The 16,554-nt window shown below is 60.6% G+C and carries 9 protein-coding genes; 2 read left to right on the top strand and 7 right to left on the bottom strand.

All coding sequences use genetic code 11. The features are described from left to right. Positions 1-5: 5 nt before the first annotated feature. Both QMG25_RS06625 and QMG25_RS06620 read right to left on the bottom strand, forming a co-directional pair. Positions 6-4,409, bottom strand: coding sequence for a hypothetical protein (locus tag QMG25_RS06625; RefSeq protein ID WP_283458433.1), 4,404 nt, complete (start codon positions 4,407-4,409; stop codon positions 6-8). A gap of 199 nt (positions 4,410-4,608) precedes the next feature. Next, entirely contained in the window at positions 4,609-5,184 is a 576-nt protein-coding gene (locus QMG25_RS06620) for a DUF3592 domain-containing protein (protein WP_283458431.1), read from the bottom strand. 156 nt (positions 5,185-5,340) lie between these two features. Here QMG25_RS06620 and QMG25_RS06615 point away from each other — a divergent pair, with 156 nt between their 5' ends. Beyond that, positions 5,341-6,981 (top strand): WXG100 family type VII secretion target, encoded by a 1,641-nt coding sequence (locus tag QMG25_RS06615; RefSeq protein ID WP_283458430.1) that lies wholly within the window; start codon positions 5,341-5,343, stop codon positions 6,979-6,981. A gap of 65 nt (positions 6,982-7,046) precedes the next feature. After that, positions 7,047-7,508, top strand: coding sequence for a hypothetical protein (locus QMG25_RS06610; protein ID WP_283458427.1), 462 nt, complete (start codon positions 7,047-7,049; stop codon positions 7,506-7,508). Positions 7,509-7,680: 172 nt separating this feature from the next. Here the strand turns inward: QMG25_RS06610 and tuf are convergent, their stop codons facing one another. The 5 genes from tuf to QMG25_RS06585 all read right to left on the bottom strand — a co-directional run bounded on the left by tuf (position 7,681) and on the right by QMG25_RS06585 (position 16,465). After that, complete coding sequence (gene tuf / locus QMG25_RS06605) at positions 7,681-8,871, bottom strand: elongation factor Tu (RefSeq protein ID WP_283458426.1); 1,191 nt, start codon at positions 8,869-8,871, stop codon at positions 7,681-7,683. Between the two features lie 160 nt (positions 8,872-9,031). Beyond that, on the bottom strand, positions 9,032-11,146 hold the full coding sequence (gene fusA, locus QMG25_RS06600; protein ID WP_283458425.1) for an elongation factor G: 2,115 nt from the start codon (positions 11,144-11,146) through the stop codon (positions 9,032-9,034). A 72-nt stretch (positions 11,147-11,218) separates the two neighbouring features. Next, positions 11,219-11,689, bottom strand: coding sequence for a 30S ribosomal protein S7 (gene rpsG, locus QMG25_RS06595; RefSeq protein WP_038464713.1), 471 nt, complete (start codon positions 11,687-11,689; stop codon positions 11,219-11,221). Position 11,690: 1 nt separating this feature from the next. After that, a complete protein-coding gene (gene rpsL, locus QMG25_RS06590; protein ID WP_038464715.1) occupies positions 11,691-12,065 on the bottom strand; it encodes a 30S ribosomal protein S12 in 375 nt (124 codons plus the stop codon). A 497-nt stretch (positions 12,066-12,562) separates the two neighbouring features. Beyond that, complete coding sequence (locus QMG25_RS06585; RefSeq protein ID WP_283458415.1) at positions 12,563-16,465, bottom strand: DNA-directed RNA polymerase subunit beta'; 3,903 nt, start codon at positions 16,463-16,465, stop codon at positions 12,563-12,565. Between the last annotated feature and the right edge of the window lie 89 nt (positions 16,466-16,554).

The following is a 16,554-nucleotide window of genomic DNA, read 5'->3' as shown; positions in this document are numbered from 1 at the left end:
CGGGATCAAGGCTGCCGGGGCGGGTCCTGGTACAGCGGCTGTTCCTGCCAGTCAGGATTTTCCCGCCAGTCGGGATGCGGTGCCTGCGCCGGTTCCATGGGCTGTTGGGGTTGGCCGGCGTCGGGCTTCTTTCGGTTCAGCCGCCAGATGGCGAAGGCAATGAGTGCCAAGGCCAGCAGTGCAAGCAGGATATAGGTGAATCCCCTCAGATACCACAGCACGGCCGTGGCCACTCCGATGGCGCCCCAAACGGTGAAGACGCGTTCGTCAAGACCCATTCCCACAGCCAGCAGGGCCACAAAGACCACCAGCGAGACAACCTGCTGCACCGGTTCCCCGCTGAAGATCGTGGTGAAGGCGCCCAGGCTGGCAAAGGCCGCGGCTCCCATGAGCAGCGCCTTGCCAGCCTGCTGCCGATTGCCCAGGTACCGAATGACCGCCAAAGCTCCCAAGGCCGTGGCACACCACTGGATTGCCCAGAACAGGCCCAGGTCCAGATAGCTGTTTGACGCCCAGAACCACACTGCTGCGCCCGAAACAATGGCCATGTCGATGCAGGGCCTACTGGCGGCTGCAGGTGCTTCCATGCAGGCGAGCACGGCAACGACTGTGTACGCCGCCGCACCCAGCAGTACCGTGTCGTGGTCGAGCATGGTCCACAATGCGAAAAATGCCCCTCCCCCAAGCGCCGTGCCGACGAGGCTGAAACGCTCCACCGGCCTGTCAACAGCGGCGTCTAGCAGCAGCAGGCGGACCACATAGAGCACACCGACAACCACCGCATATCCCGCCAACGCAGAGACGCCGGGCCACCCGGAAAGCTCCAGCACCTGGGCTCGGAAGAGCACAGCGGCCAGGAAAAGCAACAGCGATGCCGGCAGCACCACCCAATCCTGCTTGATCAAGTGGCCGGCAAAGATCAAGGCCAGCGCCGCCACCGTCCACATCATCGCAAAGACGCCCACGGGCGCGTCGCCGTCCACCACTTGGGCGGTGAGCAGGAAGCAGCCCGTGGCCACCAGCCAATACCAGGACATTTCCGGCGACCGGGGCGTGCCGACGCAGCGCCAAGCAATCGCCGCCAGGCACAAGGCCAAGAGCAGAAGGGCCGTGGCGCCGGGCAACAACAGCGGTGCCACCACCGCTGCCGCACCCATTATTGCCACAATGGCAAGGTAGGAAGCACCTCGCTCCTTCAGCCAGACTTGGGCCACAAGCGCCGTACCGGCCAGCACCGCCAGTTCCAGCGCCACCAACCACCGGGCCGCGGAACCGGTCGGGACCCATCCGCTCGCGGCAAGAAAGTAGGCCAGGGGCAGGGCAAGTTGCGCAGCCAGCAGGAGCCACAGGCTCGGCTGCAGAAGGGCCGACTCGCCCACTGCGGCGTTGACTCGCGCAGTCCTGGTGGCCAGGACTTGGAGTCCCACTTGCAGCAAAAGCGCTGCCGTGACAGCCAGCGAGAGCACCGTGGGATTGTCACTGAGTTCACGCACCACCACAGCGACGAGCACTGTCGCAGCCACCCTGGCGAGCAGGAAGTACCCACTCCTTGCCATGAGCGTCCGGGCTGCAGCAGCAACGAATGCCCACGCCACAACAGCAATGGCCACCACAATAATAAGCAACGGCCGGTAGCCCATGCATGCCAGCGCAATGCCGATCAGCGCCGCTGCCGGCGCCCACGTGACCACCAGCAACGGTTCGCGGCTCGTTGCCCTGCCGGAGGCAAGCCCGGCAACGCTAATCCCTGCGACAGCAGCCGCGGCAAGGCCAACGGCAACCATGGTTGTCCAGCGCTCGCCGTCGCCGCCGGTGGCCACGGCGATCGCGAGGCCGAAAACTACCGCCAGGGTGACGCACACATCCGTCGACAGCCCCGTGACGGCCCTGCCGCGCAGAAGCACAAACAGCAGAATCAGCAATTGCGGAACCAACGCCAGCAAGATGATGTGGCCAAGGGACACCTGAGCCCCGGCAAGCTGTGTTTGCGGATCAAACTCCAGCCACAGCTGGAACAAGGCCACGGCCAGCAACAGGGACACCACCCTGGCCGTCCACCAATACAACCAGCGGTGCAACGGTGCACTCTCTCGCTGCAACAGTGCCCCTGCCACGATCAGGTAGGCGGCAGTGGCGGCCCAAGCCAGGCTTGCACCACCGGCGTGCAGCACAGGCCCTGCGCAAAGGGCCGCCACAATAAAGTACGACGGCGCCAGCGCCTCCGTGGCTCGGGACGATACCGAGCGTGCACCTGCTGTGCCTGAACCTGCTGTGCCTGAACTTGCTGTGGAGACTGCCGTTCGGGGCGCCAAGGGAAGGGAATATGCGGCTGCCGCAACGCCCATGGCCGCCGCTGCCAACACGAACTGGGCCGGAAGCAACGCTTCTGCGCCGAGCAACCGAGCCCCTGAACCCTGGGCGAACCATTGGGTCGCCGACAATGCCATCACAAGGACGGTGCCAACGACGGCCCAGGCCACTGCCGAGTAGCGAGTCACCGGGTTGGCAGTGCCATATCTGGACAGCAAGGCGTCCGCCAGCAATTGCATGGCTGCAATGACGGCAATCACGGTGACGATCAGCTCCGCCTTGCCGGGATTGGCGGGAAGCAATGCTGCCAGGGAGGCAGCCACGAGCGCTGCCACGAGGATTCGCGCGATGACCAGCATGGCCCGCTTGAGCACAAAACCGACAACGGTGAAATACCTGATTAGCGCATAAATCAGGGCGACTCCGATCAAGGCAGTCCAGTCGATGGCTCCAAGGAACGGCGAACACAAGACCACGGCACCTGCAGCCGGCAGAGGCAACCACTCCCCGCCAGGCAGAAACGCCGGGACAAGGGCCATGGCCGCAATCAAGCCGACACCCACTCCAACGGAAATGGCAAAAGCGCCCATGCCGGCGGTACCTGTGTTGGCGGTGCCCGTGTTGGCCAAAAACGCCGCCACGCTCCACACGAAGGAGCCAACTGCCATGACGGGAACGCTCACGTAGACATCCCGCCGCACCCACGCCTCATGGCAAATAAGCTTGGACAGCGGCCCCCGGGTGTAGGCAACCGCAAGCAGCTGAATTGCCAGCACTGTGGTGAACGCCGCCGCAGCCCATACGGGCTCAGGCTGAATCAGCCAGCCGAGGAACGGGGCAGCGAAGCTTAACGAAAGCCTGAACCCCAGATAGTTGTAGCGCTTGTGGGCGTTTCCCGAGGCGAGCGTCATGGCTGCGTAATAAAAGGCCCCTGCCATGAGCACCATGGCATGGTCCGCCGCGTTCAGTGCCAGTCCAAGGACGAGTGAACCGACCAAGCCAACAGGGGCAAACCATGGGCCAATTTCAGCAAATACCTTTGCATACAAGCTGCTCGCGCTGCCGGCAATCGAGGCGCGGCGCTGGAGCAGGAATCCCATCAAAGCCAGCACGGCAGCGAAGATGATCAAGGCGGTGAAATACCAGGCAAGTGCCGCCCCCATGATGGCCACCGACGACCACGCCGTGGACAGCAGGAACGCCATGGAAACATAGACCACCAGGCGGCTGCGCAAGCGCACTGCAGCGTAGATGTAGGCCACAGTTCCTATAAGGGAGGTGGCCAGCCATACAGCCGGTGCATCCGGAAAGCCCAAATTGTAGGTGGCCACTCCGGCAAAGGGGATAATGGCCAGTGCCGTGCCGGTAAAGGCAACGGCTGCCGGCTTAAGTTTGGCTGCCTTGCCGTGGAGCAGCAGTCCAGTGGAGTAGAACAGCGCCGTGCCCAGCCAAACACCCACGAGTCGGGCAGCCACTGGAAGGCTGCTGCCGACAAACAGTGCTGCAGCGGCCACCATGAGCAGGCTCGCCACATACAAGGTGATGTTGATGTTTTGCGTTTCACGCTTAGTCTTTTTTTCGGCAGCGGCAGCGGGATCGAGCGGAGCCGGCTTGGCAAGGCGCGGCAATTGCTGTTTTTCAGGCTGCCCCTGTGGGTAGCGAGGCATCGACATCTGCTGCTGGGGCGCCTGCGGTGTTGCGGGCTGCTGGGTCGGAGCCTGCTGGGTCGGAGCCTGCTGGGTCGGAGCCTGCGGGGTCGGAGCCTGCGGCATTGCGGGCTGCTGCACCTGTTGCAGGACCTTGGGAGGATCTTCATGCACCACAGGGCCTTGGAAGAGCGCAGCGCCCTCGTCGAGCACAGGTTCTTGGTGGAGCGCAGAGCCCCGCAGCGCGACGCTTGACTCCCCTTGGGGCGGCCGGGAAGGCATTCTTGGTGGTGCAGCTTCAGAAGTCCGGTCCCCCGCCATGGTGGAGCCCTGGGCGGCGAGGGCAGCCTTCCAACCGGCAAGGTGCCCGTCCAGGTAGCCCTGGTGGTATGCCTCACCGGGCATGTTGGACCCTTGTTTGCCTATCGGCAAATCGGGCTGCTGCTGACTCATGCGCTTCCCCCTACTCACGGTGAACTCTCAGTTTAGGACAAGTCTCAGGACGGACGATCATTTAGACCATCGACTGTAGATGAACACAACTTGGCGTGGAACCTGCACGTCGCCGACAGTCTCGACCACCAACGTCTGCCGGCACCACTAGGGACGGACATCCTGGGCGGCTGCGGACCCAGCGTATCCGTTGAAGTGTTCAGCTCCGCTTGCGAAAGCTCTTGGCGCCCATGGCAAGTGCCCCAACGAGCACGAAGATTCCAAAGATCCCGAGAACCAGCCCGATGTAGCGCGGTATGGTCCAAGGTGCAGACGCGGCGGCGGGCAACTGCTCCACCAGTTCCACGGCGGCATCGTCGCCGAGCCTGTATTTGACGGCTTGTCCCAGCAGCTGATCCTTCGCCGGAAATTCCGACGTCCATCCAGACTCGGCGTTCGACGGCGGGTAGTGCCTGGGAATATGCGTCGTGCCGGCAGTATGTTCCATGCCCTGCTCATCCATGAACGTCAGCTCCATTTCAGACACGGTCCTGGTCCCGCCCTGTCCGCGCCCCACCATGACCTTGGCGTCGGTGACGGTGCCGGGGAGTCCGTTCACCTGCAGGTCCCTGGCCGTGGCTTGGCCCTCCCCCGCGGCCTGGAAGATGGAGGACCCCACACCGAGCAGCGCCAGCCCAAAAAAAACAACGACGATGGCAACGGCCAAGGACCCCTTCGTGGACTTTCTGCGACCTGCCGGCCTTTGCGAATACGGATTGGCATGCGAAAACGTCATTTCAAAAGCATAGTGGCCACACGCCTCCGCGCCATGGGCAGCGATCCCCATGGTGCCGGTCTCGGGATGACGATAGCCTGCGGTGAGTACCACTGCCACAACTCGAACAATTGAAACGCGGGACCAAGAGTGTTTGGGCCCATGCAAAGGAACCCCATGAACGAGAACATGCTGGGAGCGGATCCCGCGCAATTGCGTGAGCTGGCCACCCTGTTCAACCAGTCGTCCCAGAAGCTGAGGCGAACAGTTGCAATGCTGCATCCGGTGATCCTGCACAGCCGCTGGCAAGGACCCGACGCCGCACGGATGCGCTCGGACTGGCAGGGCCGGATGCGCCCGCAGCTCAACTCGGCCCAGGACCTCCTCACCACCACTGCCAAGACCTTGGTGGCACAGGCCGCCGAACAGGAAAAGGCTTCCAGCAGCGATAGCGGCGATGGCGGCGATGGCGGCGATGGCGGAAGCGAACCCGGTTTCTGGGATCGTACCCTGCAGCGGATCAAAGACGGCGCCAAGGAACATCTGGAGCGCGTTGAACGACATAATGAGCTGAAGGATGAGCTGCACTCGATGCGCGATGCCTCGGAAGCAGAGGTTCGCGCCTGGTGGGAAGGCTTGTCCGAAGAAGAGCAGAAATACATTATTGAGGGCACCGGCCCCAACAATGTGCCGCTCGCCGTGGAACTGGCCGCCTTGAAAGGCAGCCTCCCACCGGATGTGCGCCGGGCAGTCAACGACTACCTTGTGGAAAAGGGCAAAGAGTCCATTCCCATGTACACCGACGACGGCAAGTTCCGGGTGGAGGGCCAAGTTGCATGGGTCCATGGAGAAGCCCACATTGGTGCCACCATTACTGAGAACGCCGATGGCTCGGCCACGGTCAAGGTTTCCGGCGGCGCCGGCGGCGGCGTGAACACCCCCGGAACCAAGGCAGGGGTGGACGCCACCCTCTCGGGCGAGATCAGCAGAACCTACGAGTTTTCCTCCCGCAAGGAGGCTGAAGCCGCTTTGGATCAAATGGTGGACGACCTGCCGCCGGACGGATTCGGCAACGCCAAAGATGCCGTGTCCAATCCCGCCGATTACGTCATGGGCACTCTGGACAACGCCGCCAAGGAGAATGGCTCGCTGAGATCCACTGACAGTGCACTGGGTAGCATCTCTGTGGGAGGGCACGGCGGGCTCAATGACGACGCCTCGGTTTCAGCTCGCCTGGAGATGGACTACGAACAGAACCTCTCCACGGGGACCTCCACTGCCGGACTGACTGTCAGCGCCAAGGCCGACCTGGACCTGGGCGCCGGGCAGTCACTCAGCGGCGACGGCTCCGCGAGAATCCATATCAACATGAACGAGGACCACAGCATTGAGCGGCTAACGTTGACGGTTCAAGGCACCCTTGCCATGGACCAAGAACTCCGCGTCGACACTCCGGGCACCCCCATTGGCCAAAAGGATGGCCTGTCCGCCACCAGTGGGGTCGGCGGACAGGGCTCTGTCAAAATGGAAATATACAACACCGAAGAGAATAAGGACCTGATCAGCAGCTACTTGACCAACCAAGCCTCCGGAAACGACTTGGCGGCTGCCAGTGACTTGAAGGACATCTACGAAGCCTCCGGCGTGACGCTCCAGGTAAATGCGGTCGCCCACACGGAAGACAATTTGGTGGATGTTGACACCGGCGTGGCCAGCCTCAAGGTTGGCACCGAGCGCGAGGTGACAAGCAATATCAGCACCGGATACAAACCTCCGCACGGTGCAGGCTTTGAGCAAATCACCAGGGACGAAGGCTGATCGACCAAGAAGCCAGGAAATTCCGTGACACACAATCTTGTCCAACGGCGAAAGGCCCAACACACATGAGCACACAATTTGAGTCAACCATCGGCTTCACTGCCACCCTGCCGGAAGGGTCCGCCACCGTGGCTGAGTCCAGTGCAGGCCCGGGCACCGAACAATTCAGCCTGCCCGGCGGCACGCTCCTCTCGGTGGTGCGCGATGACGAGCAGGTTGGCAACTACGCGCAGACCATCGAGTGGACCCAGAAAATGGCTGCCTACTACCAAAGTGAATTTGCCGGCCAAGTAGTTTCAGAAGGAAGCCTGCCCGGCGATGGCAAGGAGCTCTACGCCGTCGCCGTGAACTTCAAGGACAGCGGCTCCGTGCCGCGCATCGCGTCCGTGGTGGGCATGCACTTCCCCGGCTCAGCCTTCTATGGGCTGACCCTGCTGAGCATAGTCACAGACCCCGATGCAGGCGTGGACACCACATTGCTGCAGCAGCTGGTTGACGGCATCACCTTGACCACTGCAGCTTCCTGACCACTGCAGCTTCCTGTGGCGCGCCCGCTTTCTTTCGCAGAGCTTACGACGGCGGGAGCCCACCTTTCACAAAAAGGTGGGCTCCCGCCGTCGTACTTTAAGCATGAAACAACAAGGAAGGGCCCCAGCCGGAGCTGGGACCCTTCCGCAGAACTACAAGTATGTCTAAAGACTACTTGAGGATCTTGGTGACACGACCTGAACCAACGGTGCGGCCGCCTTCGCGGATAGCGAAGCCGAGGCCTTCTTCCATGGCGATCGGCTGGATCAGCACGACCGACATTTCGGTGTTGTCGCCAGGCATAACCATTTCCGTGCCCTCAGGCAAGGTGATGACGCCGGTAACATCCGTGGTGCGGAAGTAGAACTGCGGGCGGTAGTTGGAGTAAAACGGGTTGTGACGCCCGCCCTCATCCTTGGCCAAGATGTAGACGTTGGCTTCGAAATCGGTGTGCGGGGTAATGGAACCCGGCTTCACGATGACCTGGCCACGCTCAACATCTTCGCGCTTGATGCCGCGGAGCAGCAGTCCACAGTTCTCGCCGGCCCAAGCCTCGTCGAGCTGCTTGTGGAACATTTCGATACCGGTAACCGTGGTCTTCTGGACCGGGCGGATGCCGACAATCTCAATTTCAGAGTTGATCTTCAGGGTTCCACGCTCGGCGCGGCCCGTCACAACAGTTCCTCGACCGGTGATGGTGAAGACGTCTTCAACCGGCATCAGGAACGGCTTGTCCTTGTCGCGAACCGGGTTCGGGACGTGCTCGTCAACGGCATCCATCAAGTCCTGAACGGACTTGACCCATACCGGGTCGCCTTCCAGGGCCTTCAGGCCGGAAACGCGGACAACAGGTGCCTCGTCGCCGTCGAAGCCCTGTGAGGAGAGCAGTTCACGAACTTCCATCTCGACCAAGTCGAGAAGTTCTTCGTCGTCAACCATGTCGGACTTGTTCAGTGCGACCAGCAGGTAGGGAACGCCAACCTGGCGGGCCAACAGAACGTGCTCGCGAGTCTGCGCCATCGGGCCGTCAGTCGCAGCAACCACCAGGATAGCGCCGTCCATCTGGGCAGCACCGGTGATCATGTTCTTGATGTAGTCAGCGTGGCCGGGAGCGTCTACGTGTGCGTAGTGGCGCTTCTCGGTCTGGTACTCAACGTGGGAGATGTTGATCGTGATTCCACGCTGCTTCTCCTCGGGAGCCGAGTCGATGGTGCTGAAATCACGCGCCTCGTTGAGATCGGGGTACTTGTCATAAAGTACCTTGGAAATGGCAGCCGTCAACGTGGTCTTACCATGGTCAACGTGACCGATGGTGCCGATGTTAACGTGCGGCTTAGTCCGCTCGAACTTTGCCTTCGCCACGGGTTCCTCCTAGAACGTTTGCTGTTGACTTACTCTCAGCGACGCTATTCGTCACCGAAATCCAAAGTAAGTCTACTGGGGGCTTTTGATATTTAAGAAATTACTGCTGCTTGGGCCTGCCACAGCATAAGGTGCAGGAACAGGCCCAAGCAAGGTGCGACTACTCGCCGCGGGCCTTCTGGATGATCTCGTCGGCTACTGCCTTCGGAACCTCAGAATAGCTGTCAAACTTCATCGAGTACACTGCGCGGCCCTGGGTCTTGGACCGTAGATCGCCGATGTAACCGAACATGCCGGACAAGGGAACAAGAGCCGTAATGACCTTGACACCGCTTGCGTCCTCCATGGACTGCATCTGGCCGCGACGTGAGTTGATGTCACCAATTACTTCACCCATGTATTCCTCAGGGGTGCGGACTTCAACTTCCATCAACGGTTCGAGCAGAACCGGGTTGGCCTGCCGAGCGGCTTCCTTGAACGCCATACGACCGGCGATCTTGAAGGCCATTTCGGAGGAGTCAACATCGTGGGACGCGCCGTCGAGCAGCTGGGCCTTGATGCCAACCATCGGGTAGCCGGCCAGCACGCCGTCAGGCAATGCGGACTGGATGCCCTGGTCAACGCTGGGGATGTATTCGCGCGGAACGCGGCCACCAGTGACCTTGTTCTCGAATGAGTACATTTCGCCGTCGTGCGTATCCAGCGGCTCAATGGAGATCTGGATCTTGGCGAACTGACCTGAACCACCGGTCTGCTTCTTGTGCGTGTAGTCGTACTTGGGCACAGCGCGCTTGATGGTTTCACGGTAAGCAACCTGCGGCTTGCCAACGTTGGCTTCCACGTTGAATTCGCGACGCATGCGGTCCACCAGGATATCCAAGTGGAGCTCGCCCATGCCGCCAATTTCAGTCTGGCCGGTGTCTTCGTTGAGGTTGACGGTGAACGTCGGGTCCTCGGCGGAGAGCTTCTGGATAGCCGTGGACAGCTTCTCCTGGTCACCCTTGGTCTTCGGCTCAATGGCCACGAAGATCACGGGAGCGGGGAAGGTCATCGATTCAAGCACGATCGGGTTCGCAGGATCGCACAAGGTGTCGCCTGTAGTGGTGTCCTTGAGGCCGATCACAGCGTAGATGTGACCTGCGTGAACCTCGGCTACCGGCATTTCCTTGTTGGCATGCATCTGGAAGAGCTTGCCGATGCGTTCCTTCTTCTGCTTGGTCGAGTTCAGCAGCTGAGTACCGGGAGTTGCCTTGCCGGAGTACACGCGGATGAAGTTCAACTGGCCGAAGAACGGGTGCGTTGCGATCTTGAAGGCAAGAGCCGAGAACGGCGCTTCCTCACTGGGCTCACGGGTGAGCTCAATTTCCTCGTTGCGGGGATCGTGACCGATCATGGCGCCGACGTCCAACGGGTTCGGCAAGTACTCGATGACAGCATCGAGCATGGGCTGAACGCCGCGGTTCTTGAATGCCGAACCACAGAACACGGGGTAGATCTCCGAATTCACGGTCAGCTTGCGAATGCCAGCCTTCAGCTCCTCGATGGAGGGCTCAATGCCTTCAAGGTACTTCTCCATGAGCTCTTCGGAAGCCTCGGCAGCTGCCTCAACGAGTGCAGCACGGTACTCTTCAGCGCGGTCCTGCAGATCCGCGGGGATCTCCTGAATTTCATAAGCGGCACCCATGGTGACGTCACCCTTGGAGTCGCCAGCCCAAACGAAGGCCTTCATGGTCAACAGGTCGACGACGCCAGTGAATTCGCTTTCAGCACCGATCGGCAGCTGCATCACGAGGGGTTTGGCGCCCAAACGGTTGATGATGGTGTCTACGGTGAAGTAGAAGTCAGCACCCAATTTGTCCATCTTGTTGACGAAGCAAATACGCGGAACATTGTACTTGTCGGCCTGACGCCAAACAGTCTCGGACTGCGGCTCCACGCCTTCCTTGCCATCGAAAACGGCAACGGCGCCGTCAAGCACACGCAATGAGCGCTCGACCTCAACTGTGAAGTCAACGTGGCCGGGCGTGTCAATGATGTTGATCTGGTTCTCGTTCCAGAAGCAAGTCACGGCGGCGCTCGTGATGGTGATGCCGCGTTCCTTTTCCTGTTCCATCCAGTCAGTCGTTGAAGCACCATCGTGTGTCTCGCCGAGCTTGTGGTTCACACCCGTGTAGAACAGGATGCGCTCAGTGGTGGTGGTCTTGCCGGCATCGATGTGAGCCATGATGCCGATGTTGCGGACCTTGTTGAGGTCTGTAAGCACGTCCTGTGCCACGGTTTCTCCCTTTTCTAGAGATGAGCTGGAGGGATGCCGGCGGGGTTGCCGCCAGCATTCTCATGGCTCTAGTTACCAGCGGTAATGGGCGAAAGCCTTGTTGGACTCTGCCATCTTGTGGGTGTCCTCGCGACGCTTGACAGCGGCACCAAGACCATTGGAGGCATCCAGAACTTCGTTGCGCAGACGCTCGGTCATGGTCTTCTCGCGGCGAGCCTTCGAGTAACCAACCAACCAGCGAAGGGCAAGAGCGGTCTGACGACCCGGCTTGACTTCAACCGGAACCTGGTAGGTGGCGCCACCAACACGGCGGGACTTGACCTCGAGGCTCGGCTTGATGTTCTCCATGGCCTTCTTCAAGGCAACTACGGGATCAGCACCGGTCTTTTCACGAACACCCTCAAGTGCACCGTAAACGATGCGCTCTGCGGTTGACTTCTTGCCGTCGACGAGAACCTTGTTGATCAGCTGAGTGACCAAGGGGGAACCGTATACGGGATCTACAACTAGCGGCCGCTTGGGGGCCGGACCCTTGCGAGGCATATTACTTCTTCTCCATCTTTGCACCGTAGCGGCTGCGTGCCTGCTTGCGGTTCTTGACGCCCTGGGTATCCAATGCGCCGCGGACGATCTTGTAACGAACACCGGGAAGGTCCTTAACACGGCCTCCACGAACGAGCACGATGGAGTGCTCCTGGAGGTTGTGGCCTACGCCGGGGATGTAAGCGGTAACTTCCACGCCACCGTTGAGGCGCACACGTGCAACCTTGCGCAAAGCCGAGTTCGGCTTCTTGGGGGTGGTTGTGTAGACGCGCGTGCAAACGCCGCGACGCATGGGGCTGCCCTTCAATGCGGGAGCCTTGGTCTTGGTGACCTTGGGTGTCCGGCCCTTTCGGACCAGCTGGTTAATCGTAGGCACTTTCGTGTTCTCCGTTGTTTTCTCGAGAGTTTTCTCGTGTTGCTGGCCCCGCCGATTGCATGAATCAGTCGGTGGGGATAAGCCGTTTACTGGTAGTCGCAGACTGGGCGACTTCACAGCGCCTAGGCATGCAAAAATGTGGCATTCGCTGTACAAGAACCGTACAACCCGGACCCGCATCCACTTTCCACGCCTCAACGAAGAAAATTGACACTCTTATCCACTGCCACACTAACAATTACTCACTACGTTATCACGGGATAAGCCCTGACCTGAAATCGGACCCTCCCGTGCCGCACAGGACCCGCGCAGTGCGGCCGGAAGGTGCTGGAGCGTTCCCAACAAACGCCCCAAATCTGCGGGAGCGTTTGCTTAACGGACGACGGCGGGCAGCTGGCCTCCCTCAGGAAGCCGGCCACCCGCCCGATCGTTGCCTCCCAAACCTCGCACGCTCGGTTCGGGCCCTTCGGCAACTCTCTTATCGCACTATCTTGCTGCTAGCCGGAGAAGTTGGTGCCCAGGTCGTAGTCATCCAGGGGGATGGCTCGGAACTCGGCGCCTAGTTCTCCCACGCCGCCCACATAGTCAAAGTCGCTGAAAGCGCTCGGACCGGTGAACAGGTTCGCTTTGGCTTCTTCCGTGGGCTCCACCGTAACGTCGGTGTAGCGCGGAAGGCCGGTGCCGGCAGGGATCAACTTGCCGATGATCACGTTCTCCTTCAGACCCAACAGCGGGTCCGACTTGCCTTCCATGGCCGCCTGCGTCAGAACGCGGGTGGTTTCCTGGAAGGAAGCCGCGGAGAGCCATGATTCGGTAGCCAAGGAAGCCTTGGTGATACCCATCAGCTCGTTACGGCCCGAAGCAGGCTTCTTGCCTTCGGACACGACGCGACGGTTTTCCGTCTCGAAGCGACCGCGCTCGGCAAGCTCGCCCGGGAGCAGCTTCGAGTCGCCGGACTCGATGACTGTGACGCGACGGAGCATCTGGCGGACAATAACCTCCACGTGCTTGTCGTGGATACCCACGCCCTGGCTGCGGTAAACGCGCTGAACTTCCTCAACGAGGTGCTTCTGTGCGGCACGCGGGCCCAGGATACGCAGAACCTGCTTGGGGTCAACAGCACCCACAATGAGCTTCTGGCCTACTTCAACATGCTCGCCGTCAGCTACCTGGAGGCGTGCGCGTCGGAGTACCGGATACGCGATCTCTTCGGTGCCGTCGTCCGGGGTGAGAACCAAACGCATCGTCTTCTCGGACTCATCAATGTTGATGCGACCGGCAGCTTCCGCGATCGGAGCAACGCCCTTGGGGGTACGTGCTTCGAAGAGCTCCTGGATACGGGGCAGACCCTGGGTGATGTCCTCGCCACGGCTGGCCGAAACAGCACCACCCGTGTGGAAGGTGCGCATGGTCAGCTGCGTGCCAGGCTCACCAATGGACTGTGCGGCAATAATGCCCACGGCCTCACCGATGTCCACGGTCTTGCCGGTGGCCAAGGACCGGCCATAGCACAGGGCACAAGTACCAACCGTTGACTCACAGGTGAGCACAGACCGTACCTTGATCTCTTCAATGCCGGCCGCGAACAGCTTGGCAATGAGGACATCTCCGACGTCGTCGCCGCCGGCCGCGAGCACAGTGCCGTCGGAGTCGAGAACCTCAGAAGCCAAGGTACGGGCGTAAACGCTGTTCTCGACTTCCTCGTGCAGCACGATCTCACCCGTGGAGTTGACCACGGCGATCGGCAACGTCAAGCCGCGCTCGGTGCCACAGTCGTCTTCACGAACAATGACATCCTGCGAGACGTCAACCAAACGACGGGTCAGGTAACCGGAGTTAGCCGTACGCAAAGCAGTATCGGCAAGACCCTTTCGAGCACCGTGGGTGGCAATGAAGTACTCAAGGACCGACAGGCCTTCACGGTAGGAAGACTTGATCGGGCGAGGAATAATTTCACCCTTCGGGTTTGCCACAAGGCCGCGGATACCGGCGATCTGACGAACCTGCATCCAGTTGCCTCGAGCACCCGAGGAAACCATCCGGTTGATCGTGTTCGTGGCGGCAAACGAGGCCCGCATCGACTCGGCGATCTCATTCGTTGCCTGGTTCCAGATGTCGATGAGCTCCTGTCGGCGCTCGTCGTCGGCGATCAAACCCTTGTCGTACTGGGCCTGGACCTTGGCGGCCTTGACCTCGTAGCTTTCAAGGATTGCCGGCTTGGAGACAGGCACCGCAATGTCGGAGATGGCAACTGTGATCCCTGAACGGGTTGCCCAGTAGAAACCGGCATCCTTCAGGTTGTCCAGTGTGGCTGCCACAACAACCTTGGGGTACCGCTCGGCGAGGTCGTTGACGATCTCGGAGAGCTGGCCCTTGTCCGCCACGGACTCAACCCACGGGTAGTCGGCAGGCAGTGTGTCATTGAAGATGACCTGTCCCAGCGACGTGTCGATGATTGCCGACTCGCCGGCTTCGAAGTCAACCGGTCCTTTCCGCTCGGGACCCGGAACGAAGTTCTTCAAACGAATCTTGACCTGTGAGTTCAAGTGCAACTCACCGGCGTCGTAGGCCATGACGGCCTCTGCAGACGTGGAGAACACACGGCCTTCGCCGACTGAACCCTCGCGCTTGGTGGTCAAGTGGTACAGGCCGATGATCATATCCTGTGACGGCAAGGTCACGGGGCGTCCATCAGAGGGCTTCAAGATGTTGTTCGAGGACAACATCAGGATGCGCGCCTCAGCCTGTGCTTCGGGGCTCAACGGCAGGTGCACTGCCATCTGGTCACCGTCGAAGTCAGCATTGAAAGCACCACAAACCAGCGGGTGAAGCTGGATTGCCTTGCCTTCAACAAGCTGCGGCTCGAACGCCTGGATACCCAAACGGTGCAGGGTTGGTGCACGGTTCAGCAACACCGGGTGTTCGGTGATGATCTCTTCGAGAACATCCCACACCTGGGGACGGAAACGTTCCACCATGCGTTTGGCGCTCTTGATGTTCTGTGCATGGTTTAGATCAACCAGGCGCTTCATCACGAAAGGCTTGAAGAGCTCCAGCGCCATCTGCTTGGGCAGACCACACTGGTGCAGCTTCAGCTGCGGACCAACAACAATAACCGAACGGCCCGAGTAGTCCACGCGCTTGCCCAGGAGGTTCTGGCGGAAGCGTCCCTGCTTGCCCTTGAGCATGTCGGAGAGCGACTTCAACGGTCGGTTGCCCGGCCCGGTGACGGGACGGCCTCGGCGGCCGTTGTCGAAGAGCGAGTCAACAGCTTCCTGCAGCATGCGCTTTTCGTTGTTGACGATGATCTCCGGAGCACCCAGATCAAGCAGTCGCTTGAGACGGTTGTTGCGGTTGATCACTCGACGGTACAAGTCGTTCAAGTCCGAGGTGGCGAAACGGCCACCGTCGAGCTGAACCATGGGGCGCAGTTCCGGCGGGATGACCGGGACGGCGTCCAGGACCATGCCCAGCGGGCTGTTGTTGGTGGTCAGGAACGCGTTGACAACCTTCAGGCGCTTCAAGGCACGCGTCTTGCGCTGGCCCTTGCCGTTGGCGATGATGTCGCGCAGGATCTCCGCTTCACCGGCCATGTCAAAGGTCTCAAGACGGCTCTTGATGGCTTCGGCACCCATGGCACCTTCGAAGAACATGCCGTAACGATCACGCAATTCGCGGTACAGGGCTTCGTCGCCTTCGAGGTCGGCAACCTTGAGCGCCTTGAAACGGTCCCACACCTGCTCGAGGCGGTCGATGTCAGCGTCGGCGCGCTTGCGCACGTTGGCCATCTGACGGTCCGCAGAATCGCGGGCCTTCTTCTTGTCGCTGGCCTTGGCGCCTTCGCCTTCGAGGCGTGCAATCTCACCTTCAAGATTGCGGGCGATCGTGGCGATGTCGCTGTCACGAGTGTCCACCATCTGCTTCTTCTCCAGGTCGTGCTCAACCTGGAGGTTCGGCAGTTCAGCATGGCGGGCTTCGTCGTCGACGCTGGTGATCATGTAGGCGGCGAAGTAAATGACCTTTTCAAGGTCCTTCGGTGCAAGGTCCAAGAGGTAGCCCAAGCGCGAGGGAACGCCCTTGAAGTACCAGATGTGCGTGACGGGTGCCGCCAGCTCAATGTGGCCCATGCGCTCGCGGCGCACCTTTGCGCGGGTGACTTCAACGCCACAACGCTCGCAGATGATGCCCTTGAAGCGCACGCGCTTGTACTTGCCGCAGTAGCATTCCCAGTCGCGTGAAGGTCCGAAGATCTTCTCGCAGAACAGGCCGTCTTTTTCCGGCTTGAGCGTGCGGTAGTTGATAGTTTCCGGCTTCTTGACTTCGCCGTGGCTCCAGTCGCGGATATCTTGCGCGGTGGCCAGGCCAATCTGCATAGTGCCGAAGGAGGATTCGCTGGACATATGGGTCCTGTTCTCTCTAATTCTCTAAAGTCTGAATGTCTTGGCGGGTACGGGAGGAAGTGAAGGTTCTTTCGGCGACGCAGCTGCGC

Source organism: Arthrobacter sp. H35-D1, from assembly GCF_030063185.1.
Classification (GTDB): Bacteria; Actinomycetota; Actinomycetes; order Actinomycetales; family Micrococcaceae; genus Specibacter.
Note: the sequence above shows the minus strand (reverse complement) of the source record. Positions and strands in the feature narration are given on the sequence as shown.

Bases quoted from the DNA above. Each gene is read 5' to 3' on its own strand.
- rpsG (WP_038464713.1), bottom strand. From the start codon at position 11,689: ATGCCTCGCAAGGGTCCGGCCCCCAAGCGGCCGCTAGTTGTAGATCCC.
- QMG25_RS06620 (WP_283458431.1), bottom strand. From the start codon at position 5,184: ATGACGTTTTCGCATGCCAATCCGTATTCGCAAAGGCCGGCAGGTCGC.
- QMG25_RS06610 (WP_283458427.1), top strand. From the start codon at position 7,047: ATGAGCACACAATTTGAGTCAACCATCGGCTTCACTGCCACCCTGCCG.
- QMG25_RS06585 (WP_283458415.1), bottom strand. From the start codon at position 16,465: ATGTCCAGCGAATCCTCCTTCGGCACTATGCAGATTGGCCTGGCCACC.
- QMG25_RS06625 (WP_283458433.1), bottom strand. From the start codon at position 4,409: ATGAGTCAGCAGCAGCCCGATTTGCCGATAGGCAAACAAGGGTCCAAC.
- QMG25_RS06615 (WP_283458430.1), top strand. From the start codon at position 5,341: ATGAACGAGAACATGCTGGGAGCGGATCCCGCGCAATTGCGTGAGCTG.